This is a genomic window from Bradyrhizobium sp. CCBAU 53340, assembly GCF_015291645.1.
Classification (GTDB): Bacteria; Pseudomonadota; Alphaproteobacteria; order Rhizobiales; family Xanthobacteraceae; genus Bradyrhizobium.
In genome coordinates this window covers 7592164-7606740 of sequence record NZ_CP030055.1, presented here as the reverse complement: position 1 = coordinate 7606740, position 14577 = coordinate 7592164, and the positions used below count along the sequence as shown (strand labels likewise).

Below are 14577 nucleotides of genomic sequence, written 5' to 3'. Positions count from 1 at the left end.
TAAAAGGGCGCTCTTGATCAGGCGTTGGCGACTTTCTTGTCGACTTCGGAAGCTGCCGAGAATTCCTTGCGCAAGGTAGGCTTGTGGATCTTGCCGGTGGCGTTGCGCGGCAGCGCATCGACGAAGCGGATCTGGCGCGGGCATTTGAAGCGCGCCAGATTGGCCGCGCAATGCGCGAAGACGTCGGTCTCCGTCAGCCGCTGGCCTGGCTTCACCGCGATGATGGCAAGGCCAACCTCGCCCCATTGCGGGTCGGGAATGCCGATCACCGCGGCTTCGGCGATGGCAGTCAGCTGGTGCAGGACGTTCTCGACCTCGGCCGGATAGACGTTCTCGCCGCCGGAGATATACATGTCCTTCCAGCGATCGACGATGTAGAAGAAGCCTTCTTCATCGACACGCGTCGCATCACCCGTATGCAGCCAGCCGTCGGTGAAGGACGTCTTGTTGGCCTCCGGCCTGTTCCAGTAGCCCGGCGTGATGTTCGGCCCCTTGACCCAGAGTTCGCCGAGTTCGCCGACATCGGCATCGCTGCCGTCGGGGCGGACAATGCGCACCTCCGTGTGCAGCACCGGCTTGCCGGCAGAGCCGGCCTTGCGGGCCGCGTCCTCGCGATCGAGCACCAGCACGGCCGGTGACGTCTCGGTCATGCCGTAGCCCTGCTGCAACGCGACGCCGCGCGCTTCCCAGACCTTCAAGAGCGGCACCGGCATCGGTGCGCCGCCGACACCGCAAACGATGAGCCTGCTCAGGTCCGTGGTCGCGAAGGCCGGATGCTGCGCCATGAACTGGTAGATTGCGGGCACGCCGAAGAACGCGTTGATGCCCTGCGCGGGATCGTTGATCAGGTCGAGCGCGGTGCCGGGATCGAAGGCGCGCATGATCATCACGGTGCCGCCGGCATGCAGCACCGGATTGGTGTAGCAATTCAGCCCGCCGGTATGAAACAGCGGCAGCACGGTGAGCAGCACCGAGGATGGCCCGATGCAGGCGGGGCCGCCGAGATTGACGCAATTCCAGAACGTCATGCCATGGGTGATGGTCGCGCCCTTCGGATGCCCCGTCGTGCCCGACGTGTACATGATGGTCGAGATGTCATCGAGCGTGACCTCTTCGGCATGCTCCAGCGGCTTTGCAGAAGCGACGCCGGCCTCGTAGGTCTCGCCGGGGCCGAGCCGCAGACTCGTTGGCACGTTGCAGAGTTTTGCCACGGTGAGCGCCGTCTCGGCCAGATCAGCGTCATGGATCATCACGTCAGGCGCGCAGTCGCCGGTGATGAACTGGAGCTCGGGAACGGTGAGTCGCGTGTTCAGCGGGACGAAGACAGCACCCAGCCGTCCGCAGGCGAACTGCACCTCTAGCGTATCGGTGGTGTTCAGCGCCAGCACCGCGACGCGGTCGCCGCGCGAGACTTTCAGCGTATGGCGGAGGAAGGAGGCGAGCCGCGACACGCGGGAGTTAAGCTGCGCATAAGTGAAGCGGCGTTCGCCGGCGAGATCGACGGCCGCGACCTTGCCGGGCGCGCGACGCGCGTGATGGGCGATCCAGTCGTAATAGCGAACGGCCAACAATTCCTCCCTCGGCGGTCTTGTGCCGCCTGCACTTTTATTGCTGTGCACCATGCCCGGCATGGCCCTGGGAGGCCAGCCGGAGTTTGTGCAGCAGTCTTTTTTGATTTGGAGTTGGCCCGCGAGGGACGAAAATCGTCTTGCGTTGAGTTGCTAGATCACAGCGGCTCGCAAACCAGCCACTCGGCGCAAGTGAGCCGCCGATGTTCCAGCCATGGTGGAACGAGAAGAGAGCGTCGAAGGCGCGAATGCAATGAAGAGCCCGTTTTATACCGCCGAGCATGACACCTTCCGCGACGTCATGCGCCGCTTCGTCGACAAGGAGATTACCCCGTTCGCCCATGAATGGGACGAGGCCGGCGAATTTCCCCGCGCGCTCTATCGCAAGGCGGCCGAGATCGGGCTGCTGGGGCTCGGATTCCCCGAGGAATATGGCGGGATCGCCGCCGACCAGTTCATGAAGATCGTGGCGAGCCAGGAACTGGCGCGGGCCGGCGCCGGCGGCGTCAGCGCCAGTTTGATGAGCCACACCATCGGCTCGCCGCCGATCGCACGCGCCGCGCGGCCGGAGGTCAAGGTGCGCGTGCTGCCGCAGGTGCTGGCAGGCGAGAAGATTTCCGCGCTTGCCATCACCGAGCCGGGCGGTGGATCTGATGTCGCGAACCTCCGCACAAGGGCCCGGCGCGACGGCGATCACTACGTCGTGAGCGGCGAGAAGACCTTCATCACATCAGGGATGCGCGCCGATTATCTGACCGTTGCAGTGCGTACCGGTGGCGAAGGCGCAGGCGGTGTCAGCCTGCTGCTGATCGAGGGCGACACACCGGGCCTGTCACGCACCAAGCTGAAGAAGATGGGCTGGTGGGCTTCCGACACCGCGACGCTGCATTTCGATGACTGCCGCGTCCCGGCCGAGAACCTGATCGGCGAGGAAGGTCACGGCTTCAAGATCATCATGCAGAATTTCAACAGCGAGCGGATGGGCATGGCGGCGGGCTGCACGGCGTTCGCGCGCGTCTGTCTCGATGAAGCGATCGCTTACGCAAAGGAGCGCAAGACCTTCGGCAAGCCGCTCGCCCAGCACCAGGTCATCAGGCACAAGATCGTCGACATGGCGCAGAAGGTCGCCGCCTCGCAGGCGATGCTGGAAATGCTGGCCTGGCGGCTGGGGCAGGGCGAGAGCCCGGTCGCCGAAATCTGCATGATGAAGAACCAGGCGACCCAGACCATGGCGTTCTGCGCCTCGGAGGCGGTGCAGATCTTTGGCGGCGCCGGCTTCATGCGCGGCATCAAGGCCGAGCGGATCTACCGCGAGGTCAAGGTCAACGCCATCGGCGGCGGTACCGAGGAGATCATGAAAGATCTGGCGTCGCGGCAGATGGGGTTGTGACGGCTCTCTCCTCGCGTGATTCCGGGCGCGAGCGAGGCGGAGCGAGCCCGGAATCCATAACCACAAGCCGGGGTTATGGATTCCGGGCCTGGCCCTGCGGGCCATCCCGGAATGACTGGGTTGAGAGAGACAATGCTATTCACCGCCGACCACGACGATATCCGTCGCTCCTTACAAAAGTTCATCGCCAACGAGATCAATCCTCATGTCGATGACTGGGAGAAGGCCGACATCTTCCCGGCGCATGAGCTGTTCAAGAAGATGGGCAGCCTTGGCTTTCTCGGGTTGAACAAGCCGGTCGAGTTCGGCGGTTCCGGTCTCGATTATTCCTATGCCCTGATGATGGCGGAGGAACTCGGCGCCATCACCTGCGGCGGCGTGCCGATGGCGATCGGGGTGCAGACCGACATGGCAACGCCGGCGCTGGCGCGGTTCGGCTCGGATGAGGTGCGCCGCGAATTCCTCAGCCCGTCGATCTCCGGCGACTATGTCGCCTGTATCGGCGTCTCCGAGCCTGGCGCAGGCTCGGACGTCGCCTCGATCAAGACCAGCGCACGCTCCGACGGCGACGACTACCTCATCACTGGCGGCAAGATGTGGATCACCAATGGCACCCAGGCCGACTGGATCTGCCTGCTCGCCAACACCGGCGATGGTCCCGTTCACCGCAACAAATCGCTGATTTGCGTGCCCATGAAGAGCAAGGGCGTCACCGTCGCGCGAAAACTCGACAAGATGGGCATGCGTTCATCGGATACCGCGCAGATATTCTTCGACAATGTTCGCGTGCCCAAGCGCAACCGGATCGGCGAGGAAGGCAAGGGCTTCACCTACCAGATGATCCAGTTTCAGGAGGAGCGGCTCTGGGGCGCGGCCGCCTGCCTCAAGGCGCACGAATACATCATCGATCAGACCATCGAATACACCCGCAACCGCAAAGCCTTTGGCCAGAGCATTCTCGACAATCAGGTCGTGCACTTCAAGCTTGCGGAGATGCAGACCGAGGTCGAACTGCTGCGCGCGCTGATCTATCGCGCCGCCGAGCAGCTCGTCGCCGGCGAGGATGTCACAAGGCTTGCTACCATGGCCAAGCTCAAGGCCGGCCGTCTCGGCCGCGAGCTCACCGACGCCTGCTTGCAATATTGGGGCGGAATGGGCTTTACCAACGAGACGCCGGTCAGCCGCGCCTATCGCGACAGCCGCCTGACCTCGATCGGCGGCGGCGCCGACGAGGTCATGCTGATGGTCCTGTGCAAGATGATGGGTACGCTGCCCGGCAGCAAAGGAAATTCCCGATGATCACGCTCTATCATTGCGACGCCGCGCGCTCGTTCCGTCCGCTCTGGATGCTGGAGGAGATGGGGCTCCCCTATGAGCTGAAGATGCTGCCATTCCCGCCGCGCGTCTTCGCCAAGGAGTATCTCGCGCTCAATCCGCTCGGCACGATTCCCTTCATGGTCGACGGCGAGACCAGGATGACGGAGTCGTCAGGCATCTGCCACTATCTCGGGGTCAAATACGGACCGACGCCGCTGATGGTCGGTCCCGAGGATCCAGCCTATGGCGCCTTCCTGAACTGGATGTATTTCAGCGACGCGACGTTAACCTTCCCGCAAACGCTGGTGCTCCGCTACACCCAGCTCGAGCCGGAGGAGCGTCGCAATCCGCAGGTCGCCACCGACTATGCCAAATGGTTCTTGGGGCGCCTGCGGGCCGTCGAGGCCGCGACAGCGAATGCGGAAACCTTGTGCGCCGATCGCTTCACCGCCGCTGACATTGTCATCGGTTACGCGCTCCGCCTGGCCGGCAGTATCGGTCTCGCCAAGGATTTCGGCCCGAATGTCGCAGCCTATTGGGCGCGCCTGCAGCAACGTGACGGCTTCAAGCGTGCGGTTGCTGCGGAGCAGAAGGCCGGCGTTGAACAGAATGTTGCGCCGCGTGTGAGGGCGTAAACATTCCGCAGGATGGGACTGAGGTCTCATTACGGTTCCGGCGCGACTGATTGTCGTCCCGGAATGGTAATCTTTTGCGCCTCGTGACAGCGCTATCCCGTCGTGACAGCGCCCAAATTTCCGCTAAGGTGAGCTCCGTCCGCAGCGGCCGAAGAGCCGCGCGAGGAGGATACCCAATGGAAGACAAAGGTCGCGAATCCGACCATTTGATGCTGATCACGCCGGAGCGGGTCTTCTATGCCGGTTTGCTCGGCAGGCCCCGCAAGCGGACCCCAGGTTGCTGTCACGTCTATGTCGCGGTGAAGGGCAGCCTGCATCTGACCATCGACGACGTTCTCGCCTCTGCCGAGTTGTTCGTCACCCTGCCGAACCAGCGGCATTCCATCGCCAGCGACTACCGCACCGCAATCAGCGTCACGCTCGAGCCCGAAAGCATGCCGGACGGTGTGCTGGAAGATCTGGCCCAGCGGCTGATGGGGCCTGACCGGGCCGCCTACGCCCGCAAGATCCTCACGGCCTATGCGCTGCTACGACAGCGCCGCTATGGCGATATCACCACTGCCGAATTCGACGAGATGTGCTTTGGCGAGGCGCTGCCGCGCCGCGTGCTCGATCCGCGCGTCACGCGCGCGGTCGCCCGCATCGAGCGTTTTTCCGGCGAGCCGGTGACGGCGGATACCTGCGCGGCCGAAGCGGGCCTCTCCGCCTCGCGCTTCCTGCATCTGTTCAAGGAAGAGACCGGCATTTCGTTCCGCTCCTTCCGCGCCTGGAAGCGCGCACGCCACCTGCTGCATTTCGCCAACCAGGACCTCAATCTCGCCCATCTCGCGCAGGACATCGGCTATCCCGATAGCACCCATTTCAGCCACTCGATCCGCCGCTTCTATGGCCTCAAGCCGCGCGCGATCTTCGTCGGTTCGCGGGATCTTGCGATCTATCGCAGCAGCGAGACCGTGCGGCTCGCGGAGGCGAGCTAGGCAGCTTTCGTAGGGTGGGCAAAGGCGCTCTTGCGCCGTGCCCACCACCTTTCTGCAACGGGCAAAGATGGTGGGCACGCTTCGCTTTGCCCACCCTACGATAGCTCGTCTGTAGGCAGCTTCTCCGCGCAAGAAGCCGCATGCCCCGCATCACATGATCGCAAGCGTTGAATTCCTAGCGTTGCGAGACATCTGTGGCATGAGCGACAAGGCCGTCATCACCTGCGCGCTGAATGGCGTGCTCACCGACCCGAAGCAGCACAACGTCCCTGTCACGCCGGAGCAGATGGCGCGCGAGGCCAAGGCTGCGTTCGACGCGGGCGCGTCCATCATGCATATCCATCTGCGCCAGCAGGCGCCGGGCAAGGGCCATCTGCCGTCCTGGGAGGTCAGCGTCAGCAAGGAAATCCAGCAGGCGATCCGCGAAGCCTGCCCCGGCGTCATCATCAACCATACCTCAGGCGTCTCAGGGCCGAACTATTCCGGCGCGCTCGACTGCATCCGCGAGACCAGGCCCGAGATCGCCGCCTGCAACGCCGGCTCGCTGAATTATCTCAAGGTGAAGGCCGACAACACCTGGGCCTGGCCGCCGATGATGTTCGACAACGCCGTCGAGAAGGTGAAGGACTATCTCGACGTCATGAATGCGGTCGGTACCATTCCAGAGTTCGAATGCTTCGACGTCGGCATCGTGCGTTGTGTCGGCATGTACCACCAGGTCGGCATGTATAAGGGCCCGCTCGAATACAACTTCGTGATGGGCGTCGCCTCTGGCATGCCCTCGGATCCGGAGCTGCTGCCGATCCTGCTCAAGCTGAAGCGCCCCGAGGCGCATTGGCAGGTCACGGCCATCGGCCGCGAAGAGATCTGGCCGCTGCACCAGCGCTGCGCCGAGCTCGGCGGCCACCTGCGCACGGGCCTCGAGGACGCTTTCTATCTCGCCGACGGCAAGAAGGTGACGTCGAACGGCCAGCTGATCGAGGCCATCGCTGCCTGCGCAAGACGTGCGGGCCGCGAGATCGCCAGCCCCGCCGAGGCGCGGAAGATCTTTGGGACGAATCGCTGAGCTGTCGCCTCACCCGTCATTGCGAGCGCAGCGAAGCAATCCAGAATCCTTCCGCTGAGGCAGTCTGGATTGTTTCGTCGCTTCGCTCTTCGCAATGACGAGCAGGATAGAATTATGTCCATTCTCGAAAACACCGTCTCCCCCGGCAGCGCTGCCTACCACGCCAACCGCAAAGGCATGCTCGGCCTGATCGATCGCATGCGTGCGCTGGAAGAACGCACGCGCGCCGCATCCGCCGCTGCAAAGGATCGCTTCCACAAGCGCGGCCAGCTGCTGCCGCGCGAGCGCGTCGCGCTGGTGCTCGATCCCGGCGCGCCCTTCATCGAGCTGTCGACGCTCGCCGGCTACATGTTCGACGTGCCGGATGCGGACAAGAGCGTGCCCGGCGGCGGCGTCATCGCCGGCATCGGCTTCGTCTCGGGCATCCGCTGCATGGTCAGCGCCAGTGATTCCGGCATCGATGCCGGCGCGCTGCAGCCTTTCGGCCTCGACAAGACGTTGCGGGTGCAGGAGCTGGCGCTGGAGAACAAGCTGCCTTACGTGCAACTGGTCGAAAGCGCGGGCGCCAATCTGCTGCGTTACCGCGTCGAGGATTTTGTCCGCGGCGGCAACATCTTTCGCAATCTGGCGCGCCTCTCTGCGGCGGGTCTGCCGGTCGTCACCGTCACGCATGGTTCTTCGACCGCAGGCGGCGCCTACCAGACCGGTCTGTCCGACTACATCGTCATGGTCCGCGGCCGCACCCGCGCGTTCCTCGCAGGGCCGCCGCTGCTGAAGGCCGCGACCGGTGAGATCGCGACCGAGGAGGAGCTCGGCGGGGCCGAGATGCACACCGAAATCTCCGGCCTCGGCGACTATCTCGCCGAGGACGACCGCGACGCGCTGCGGATCGCGCGCGAGATTATGGCGGCGCTGCAGTGGGAGAGACCGGGCCGGGCGGCGCCGGAGTTCAAGCCGCCACGCTACGATCAGGACGAGCTGCTCGGCATCATGCCGATGGACCACAAGCGCACCGTCGATATGAAGCAGGTGATCGCGCGCATCATCGACGATTCCGATTTCACCGAGATGGCGCCGAATTACGGTCCGGCCACCGTTTGCGGCCATGCCCGCATCGAGGGCCAGGCCATTGGCATCATCACCAACAATGGTCCGCTCGATCCTGCCGGCGCCAACAAGGCGACGCATTTCATCCAGGCCTGCTGCCAGACCCGCACGCCGATCCTCTACCTCAACAACACCACCGGCTACATGGTCGGCAAATCTTACGAAGAAGCCGGCATGATCAAGCACGGCTCCAAGATGATCCAGGCGGTGACGTCAGCAACCGTGCCGCAGATCACGATCTATTGCGGCGCCTCGTTCGGTGCCGGCAATTACGGCATGTGCGGCCGCGGCTTCCATCCGCGCTTCTGCTTCTCCTGGCCGAACGCCAAGACGGCCGTGATGGGCGGCGAGCAGGCCGCCGAGACCATGGCGATCGTCACCGAAGCCGCTGCCGCGCGCCGCGGCAAGCCGATCGAGAAGGACAAGCTGGAGGCCATGAAAGCGCAGATCGTCGGAGTGTTCGACGGCCAGATGGACGTGTTCGCAACCAGCGCCCGCGTGCTCGACGACGGCGTGATCGATCCGCGCGACACCCGCGCGGTCTTGTCCGAAGTGCTTGCGATCTGCCGCGAGGGCGATGCACGCACACCCCAGCGCATGCAGTTCTCGGTGGCCCGCCCATGAGGAACGGATCAGCGCAGCACAGGCCGTTCTTCAGGGTCTTGATCGCCAATCGCGGTGAGATCGCACTACGCGTGATGCGCAGCGCGCGGCGGCTGGGCTTGGGCGTTGTCGCGGTCTATTCGGATGCGGATCGCGATGCGCTTCATGTCAAGCAGGCCGATCAAGCCGTGCGGATCGGCGAGGCCTTGCCGGCGCAATCCTATCTCAACATCCCCGCGATCATTGCAGCCGCCAAGGCGAGCGGCGCGGATGCCGTGCATCCCGGCTACGGCTTCCTCGCCGAGAACGAGGAGTTTGCGAGAGGCTGCAAGGATGCCGGTCTCGTCTTCATCGGCCCATCGCCGCAGGCGATCGAGGCGATGGGCAACAAGGCCGGCGCCAAGGAGATCATGAAGAAGGCCGGCGTGCCTATCGTGCCCGGCTATCAGGGCGCCGACCAAAGCGACGAGGTCATGCTCGCGGAGGCCGGGAAGATCGGCTTCCCCGTGATGATCAAGGCAGTCGCCGGTGGCGGTGGACGCGGCATGCGGCTCGTCGCCGACGCGGCATCGTTTCCCGATGCGCTCCGCAGCGCGCGGTCGGAGGCCAAGGCCGCATTCGGCGATCCCACCGTCATTCTCGAACGCGCCATCCAGAATCCGCGTCACATCGAGATCCAGGTGTTCGGCGACAGCCATGGCAACGCCATCCATCTCGGCGAGCGCGATTGCTCGGTGCAGCGGCGGCATCAGAAGCTGGTCGAGGAGGCGCCTTCGCCTGCGGTGACGCCGGAGCTGCGCGCGAAGATGGGCGAGGTCGCGGTATCAGCCGTGAAGGCGCTACGCTATGAGGGCGCCGGCACGCTGGAATTCCTGCTCGATGCCGGCGGCGAATTCTACTTCATGGAGATGAATACGCGTCTCCAGGTCGAGCATCCCGTGACCGAGGCGATCACCGGTCTCGACCTTGTCGAACTGCAGCTGCGGGTCGCGCGTGGCGAGCCACTGCCGGTGAAGCAGCAGGACATCAAATTTTCCGGCCACGCAATCGAGGTGCGGCTGTGCTCGGAAGACGCCGCGCAGGACTTCATGCCGCAGTCCGGCCGCATGGCGCGCTGGCAGGTGCCTGAAGGCATTCGCGTCGAGCACGCGCTGCAATCGGGCGTGGAGATCGCGCCGTTCTACGATTCCATGATCGCCAAGCTGATCAGCCATGGTGCCACGCGCGAAGAGGCGAGGGGGCGGTTGATCGTCGGACTGGAGCAACTGACTGCGCTTGGTGTAACCACCAACCAGGCGTTCCTGATGTCGTGCCTGCGTCATCCTACCTTTGCCAAAGGCGAGGCGACGACGGCCTTCATCGGTGCGCATCGCGACGAACTGCTGGCGCCCTCGGCCAATGCCGCATTCGACGCGGCACTCGCGGGCCTATTGCTCTACGTCACCAATCCGCGCGCGCCGACATGGCGGATCGGCCGGAGTCTGGCGGCGACGTTCCCGCGACCTGCGAAGATCGAGATTGCCGGCCGCACGCTTGAGCTCGAGCTCACCCGCGAGCGCGACGGCAGTTACACTGCCGCCACCAACGGCCGCCGCGACAAATTCGAGATCGACCAGCTCGATATGGACGCCATCCGCTTCCGCCACGACAGCGTGATGGACAGCGCAAAATTCCTGCGGGACAGCGATCGGCTGTACGTTCAGCACCGCGGCATCCCGCTCGCGGTCACAGATCTCACGCTCGCTGCGCCGAAGGCTGCTGTAGTCAACGGCGGCGACGGCAAGGTCCGCGCCGCCATGAACGGCCGCGTCGTGACCGTCCTGGTCAAGCCGGGCGACCGCGTCACATCAGGCCAGCCGGTGCTGACGCTGGAAGCGATGAAGATGGAGCACGTCCACAAGGCCGGGATCGACGGCGTGGTTGCCGCGATCGACGTCGTCGAGGGCGAGCAGGTGACGACGGGCAGGATCGTGGCAGAGATCGGGGCGGGGTAGAGCCGCAGGTGCGGTCTCGTAGGGTGGGCAAAGGCGCAAAGCGCCGTGCCCACCTCCTTTTCATGATTGAGGGATCGTGAGCACGCTCCGCTTTGCCGACCCTCCGGCATCTTCCTCCGCCGCGACGGATAAAATTAAATGATTTCACGAAATTGCCTGGCTTGAAAATCTTATGCGCGACCCAGGTTGAACTTTGTTCATTCCACATCTACAAATAATGAACTATGTTCAATTTTCAGAGGGCCGCATGTCGCGCGCAGATGATTCCGCCCAAGTGACCGCTGCCGTACTCCCATCGGCGTCCCGCCGCCTCTCGCTCGCTGCCCTGCAAGCCCGCGAAAAATATCTGACGGGGGCGCTCGTCGTACTGGCGCTCGCGGCTCTCTTCGGTCCCGCGCTGCCGGCGGCCGGCTGGCACATCCCGCATTTCGTCGACACGCGCCCCTGGCTCGGCATCCCCAACGCCGGCGACGTGCTGAGCAATCTCGCCTTTCTCGCAATGGGCGTTTGGGGCTCCGAGCGATTGCGTGCCCGTCCAGATGCGCCGGTGGGTGCAAGCTGGTTATTCGTGGGATTGATCCTCACGTGCCTGGGGTCAGGCTTCTATCACCTCGACCCCGACCTGCCGCAGCGGCTCGTGGCCGATCGTCTCGGCATGGCGGTGGCCTTCGCGGGCATTCTCGGCATCGCGGCCAGCGAGCGCATCAGCGTGCGTGCAGGCGAGGCGGTGCTGGTGCTGATGATGGTCGCCGGCCTGCTCGCGGCCTGGGTCGCGCGTGAGAATCTTACGCCATGGGTGGTCGTGCAGTACGGCGGCATGGCGCTGGCCTTGGGGCTGGCGTTGACGCGGCCGCGGCCCGGCGCGATCGGTGTGCCGCTCGGCGGCGTGATTGTCTTCTACGTGCTGGCAAAGCTGTTCGAGCTGGGCGATGTGACCATCTTCGAAGCGACCGGGCACCTCGTCTCGGGTCACACGCTCAAGCATCTGGCCGCAGCGCTCGCGGCCTGGCCGGTAATCCGGGCGTTGCGGCCTACTGACCTCGCCCCGTTCCCTCATTGAGCAGGCACGCCACCTGATGCCCGTCGCCTGCATTCATCAGCACCGGGCGCTCGATCTTGCAACGCTCCATCGCAAACCGGCAGCGCGTGTGAAACGCGCAGCCGGACGGCGGATTGACCGGGCTCGGTACGTCGCCGTCGACCAGCGGCGCGAGCTTCTTTGCGAGCGGATTGGCGATCGGCACCGAGGCGAGCAGGGCCTGGGTGTAGGGATGGCGGGGATTGCGGAACAGCTCGTCCTTGTCGGCGATCTCGACGATGCGGCCGAGATACATCACTGCGACGCGGTGGCTGATATGGGCGACCACGGCGAGGTCATGCGCGATGAAGAGGTAGGAAAAGCCGTGCTGCTTTTGCAGGTCGACCAAGAGATTGATCACCTGCGCCTGGATCGAGACGTCGAGCGCCGAGACCGGCTCGTCGCAGACGATCAGGCGCGGCTCCAGTGCCAACGCCCGCGCGATACAGATGCGCTGGCGTTGGCCACCGGAGAATTGATGCGGAAAGTTGCGCATCTGGTCAGGCCGCAAGCCGACCTGCTCGAACAATTTTGCAACGCGCGCCTCCAGCGCCTGGCCGGTCGCAATCCCGTGGACGGCAAGCGGCTCGCCGACGATGTCGCCCGCGGTCATGCGCGGATTGAGCGAGGCGAATGGATCCTGGAACACGATCTGCATCGCCCGCCGATGCGGGCGCAGCTCTGTCTTGGACAGATGCGTGATGTCCTCACCGTCGAGGCGGATCTGGCCTGACGTCGGCTCGACCAGCCGCAGCACGCTGCGCGCCACCGTCGACTTGCCGCAGCCGGACTCGCCGACGAGGCCGAGCGTCTCGCCGGCACCAAGGGAGAACGAGACGTCATCGACTGAATGGACAGTGCCGACTTGCCGGCGCAATACACCGGCGCGCACCGGATAGTGCTTCTTCAGCTCGGTCACTTCGAGCAGCACCTTGCTCATGCCACCTCCGCCACTTCAGCCGCGCGCCAGCAGGCCGCGAGATGGCCACCGCCCCAATCCATCAGCGGCGGATATTCGGCCTCGCAGCGTTTGATGGCGAGCGGGCAGCGCGGTGCGAAGGCGCAGCCCTTCGGCAGCCGTACCAGCGACGGTACGGTGCCGGGAATCTCGTTGAGCCGCGCCGGTGCGGCGACGCCCGCCGCCGGCACCGCCGGGATCGAGGCCATCAATCCGCGCGTATAGGGATGCTTCGGCGCGGCAAACAGCGCCTCGACACCGGCTTCCTCCACCTTCCGCCCCGCATACATCACGATGACGCGCTGTGCGGTCTGTGCGACGACGCCGAGATCGTGCGTGATCAGCACGAGACCGGTGCCGAGCTCCTTCTGCAGATCGAGGATCAGCGCCAGGATCTGCGCCTGGATGGTGACGTCGAGCGCGGTGGTCGGTTCGTCCGCAATCAGCAGCGCCGGCCGGCAGGCCAGCGCCATCGCGATCATCGCGCGCTGGCGCATGCCGCCGGAGAGCTGATGTGGATATTCCTTCGCCCGCCGCGCCGGCTCGGGGATGCGCACCAGCCGCAGCATCTCGACCGCGATATTGCGCGCTTCCTTGGTCGACAAATTCCGGTGCAGCCGCACCGCCTCGACAATCTGGTCGCCGATCCGCATCACGGGATTGAGCGAGGTCATCGGCTCCTGGAAGATCATGGAGATGCGGTTGCCGCGGATCTTGCGCATCTCCGCTTCATCCAGCGCCAGCAGGTCGGTACCTTCCAGCGAGACCGAGCCGCCGACGATGCGGCCGGGCGGATCCGGCACCAGCCGCATCAAGGACAGCGCGGTGACGCTCTTGCCGCAGCCGGATTCGCCGACGATCGCGAGCGTCTCGCCGCGCTTGACGGTGAAGGAGATGTCGTCCACGGCCTTGAACAGGCCGGAGTTGGTGAAGAACACCGTCTTCAGGTTCTTCACGTCGAGCACGAGATCGGATCTTTGTGCCATCAGCCGCGCTGCCGAGGATCGAGGATGTCGCGCAGGGCGTCACCGAACAGATTTGCACCGAATACGGCGAGGCTGATGGCGATGCCCGGGAAGATCACCAGCCATGGCGCGGTGCGGACATATTCGGCGGCGGATTCCGAGAGCATGCGGCCCCAGGACGGATAAGGCTCGGGGATGCCGAGGCCCAGGAAGGAGAGCGAAGCTTCAGTGAGGATGGTCGAGCCGAGCTGGGCGGTCGCCAGCACGATCAGCGGCGCCAGCGTGTTCGGCAGCACGTGGCGGAGCGCGATGCGCACCTCGCTCATGCCGATCGATTTGGCGGCCTCGACGAATGGCTGCTCGCGCAGCGCCAGCGTGTTGGCGCGGGTGACGCGCGCCACCGTCGGGATCAGCGGAATGGCGATGGCAAGGATGACATTCGGCAGCGACGGGCCGAGCGCGGCGGTCATCACCAGTGCCAGCACCAGCAGCGGCAGCGCCTGGAGGATGTCGGAGACGCGCTGGAACAGAAGATCGACCCAGCCGGAGAGATAGCCGGAGGTCAGCCCCACGATCACGCCGATCGAACCGCCGAGCGCGGTCGAGCCGAGGCCGACCGCGAGCGAGATCCGCGCGCCATGGATGATGCGGCTGAACACGTCACGGCCGAACGAATCAGTCCCCATCCAGTGCGCCCAGCTCGGGCGCGCCAATGCGTGCGCGGCATCGACCGTCAGGGGATCATAGCGCGCGATGAAATCGGCGAAGATTGCGGTGAGCACGAACACCGTCATGATGGTGAGCCCGGCCGCGCCCAGCACATGCCGCTGCGCCAGGAACAGCACGCGCCGCCAGCCGCCGGTGGCATGCGCGCCCGCCCGCCTCAGTTCAACGTCGAAGTCGATCGCGGCCAAGCTGA

12 protein-coding genes are annotated in these 14577 nt (G+C 64.8%); 8 read left to right on the top strand and 4 right to left on the bottom strand.

Going from position 1 to position 14577, the window contains the following annotated elements; all coding sequences use genetic code 11:
• Window positions 1–17: 17 nt before the first annotated feature.
• Window positions 18–1568 carry a long-chain fatty acid--CoA ligase gene (locus XH89_RS36035; RefSeq protein WP_194465012.1) on the bottom strand — a complete coding sequence of 517 codons (1551 nt, stop codon included), beginning with the start codon at window positions 1566–1568 and terminating at the stop codon, window positions 18–20.
• 253 nt (window positions 1569–1821) lie between these two features.
• Between XH89_RS36035 and XH89_RS36030 the strand changes: the two genes are divergently transcribed.
• The 8 genes from XH89_RS36030 to XH89_RS35995 all read left to right on the top strand — a co-directional run bounded on the left by XH89_RS36030 (window position 1822) and on the right by XH89_RS35995 (window position 11717).
• Window positions 1822–2958, top strand: coding sequence for an acyl-CoA dehydrogenase family protein (locus tag XH89_RS36030; RefSeq protein ID WP_194465011.1), 1137 nt, complete (start codon window positions 1822–1824; stop codon window positions 2956–2958).
• Between the two features lie 132 nt (window positions 2959–3090).
• Entirely contained in the window at window positions 3091–4257 is a 1167-nt protein-coding gene (locus tag XH89_RS36025; RefSeq protein WP_194465010.1) for an acyl-CoA dehydrogenase family protein, read from the top strand.
• Window positions 4254–4910: a glutathione S-transferase family protein gene (locus tag XH89_RS36020; protein WP_194465009.1), complete on the top strand. Its 657-nt coding sequence runs from the start codon at window positions 4254–4256 to the stop codon at window positions 4908–4910. The genes XH89_RS36025 and XH89_RS36020 overlap by 4 nt, the downstream gene beginning before the upstream one ends.
• Window positions 4911–5086: 176 nt before the next feature.
• Window positions 5087–5887 (top strand): helix-turn-helix domain-containing protein, encoded by an 801-nt coding sequence (locus tag XH89_RS36015; protein WP_194465008.1) that lies wholly within the window; start codon window positions 5087–5089, stop codon window positions 5885–5887.
• A gap of 199 nt (window positions 5888–6086) precedes the next feature.
• Window positions 6087–6953 (top strand): 3-keto-5-aminohexanoate cleavage protein, encoded by an 867-nt coding sequence (locus XH89_RS36010; protein WP_194465007.1) that lies wholly within the window; start codon window positions 6087–6089, stop codon window positions 6951–6953.
• 114 nt (window positions 6954–7067) lie between these two features.
• Window positions 7068–8684 carry an acyl-CoA carboxylase subunit beta gene (locus tag XH89_RS36005; protein ID WP_194465006.1) on the top strand — a complete coding sequence of 539 codons (1617 nt, stop codon included), beginning with the start codon at window positions 7068–7070 and terminating at the stop codon, window positions 8682–8684.
• Window positions 8681–10657 carry an acetyl-CoA carboxylase biotin carboxylase subunit gene (locus XH89_RS36000; protein WP_194465005.1) on the top strand — a complete coding sequence of 659 codons (1977 nt, stop codon included), beginning with the start codon at window positions 8681–8683 and terminating at the stop codon, window positions 10655–10657. The genes XH89_RS36005 and XH89_RS36000 overlap by 4 nt, the downstream gene beginning before the upstream one ends.
• A gap of 247 nt (window positions 10658–10904) precedes the next feature.
• On the top strand, window positions 10905–11717 hold the full coding sequence (locus tag XH89_RS35995) for a hypothetical protein (RefSeq protein WP_194465004.1): 813 nt from the start codon (window positions 10905–10907) through the stop codon (window positions 11715–11717).
• Here XH89_RS35995 and XH89_RS35990 read toward each other — a convergent pair.
• From XH89_RS35990 to XH89_RS35980, 3 genes are read right to left on the bottom strand one after another with little or no spacing between them, the layout of a single operon-like run.
• Window positions 11689–12675 (bottom strand): ABC transporter ATP-binding protein, encoded by a 987-nt coding sequence (locus tag XH89_RS35990; RefSeq protein ID WP_194465003.1) that lies wholly within the window; start codon window positions 12673–12675, stop codon window positions 11689–11691. The two genes, XH89_RS35995 and XH89_RS35990, sit on opposite strands and share 29 nt — an antisense overlap.
• Window positions 12672–13679: an ABC transporter ATP-binding protein gene (locus tag XH89_RS35985; RefSeq protein WP_194465002.1), complete on the bottom strand. Its 1008-nt coding sequence runs from the start codon at window positions 13677–13679 to the stop codon at window positions 12672–12674. The genes XH89_RS35990 and XH89_RS35985 overlap by 4 nt, the downstream gene beginning before the upstream one ends.
• On the bottom strand, window positions 13679–14572 hold the full coding sequence (locus XH89_RS35980; RefSeq protein ID WP_194465001.1) for an ABC transporter permease: 894 nt from the start codon (window positions 14570–14572) through the stop codon (window positions 13679–13681). The genes XH89_RS35985 and XH89_RS35980 overlap by 1 nt, the downstream gene beginning before the upstream one ends.
• Window positions 14573–14577 lie beyond the last annotated feature (5 nt).

Bases quoted from the DNA above. Each gene is read 5' to 3' on its own strand.
- XH89_RS36030 (WP_194465011.1), top strand. From the start codon at position 1,822: ATGAAGAGCCCGTTTTATACCGCCGAGCATGACACCTTCCGCGACGTC.
- XH89_RS36025 (WP_194465010.1), top strand. From the start codon at position 3,091: ATGCTATTCACCGCCGACCACGACGATATCCGTCGCTCCTTACAAAAG.
- XH89_RS36020 (WP_194465009.1), top strand. From the start codon at position 4,254: ATGATCACGCTCTATCATTGCGACGCCGCGCGCTCGTTCCGTCCGCTC.
- XH89_RS36015 (WP_194465008.1), top strand. From the start codon at position 5,087: ATGGAAGACAAAGGTCGCGAATCCGACCATTTGATGCTGATCACGCCG.
- XH89_RS36010 (WP_194465007.1), top strand. From the start codon at position 6,087: ATGAGCGACAAGGCCGTCATCACCTGCGCGCTGAATGGCGTGCTCACC.
- XH89_RS36005 (WP_194465006.1), top strand. From the start codon at position 7,068: ATGTCCATTCTCGAAAACACCGTCTCCCCCGGCAGCGCTGCCTACCAC.
- XH89_RS36000 (WP_194465005.1), top strand. From the start codon at position 8,681: ATGAGGAACGGATCAGCGCAGCACAGGCCGTTCTTCAGGGTCTTGATC.
- XH89_RS35995 (WP_194465004.1), top strand. From the start codon at position 10,905: ATGTCGCGCGCAGATGATTCCGCCCAAGTGACCGCTGCCGTACTCCCA.
- XH89_RS35990 (WP_194465003.1), bottom strand. From the start codon at position 12,675: ATGAGCAAGGTGCTGCTCGAAGTGACCGAGCTGAAGAAGCACTATCCG.
- XH89_RS35985 (WP_194465002.1), bottom strand. From the start codon at position 13,679: ATGGCACAAAGATCCGATCTCGTGCTCGACGTGAAGAACCTGAAGACG.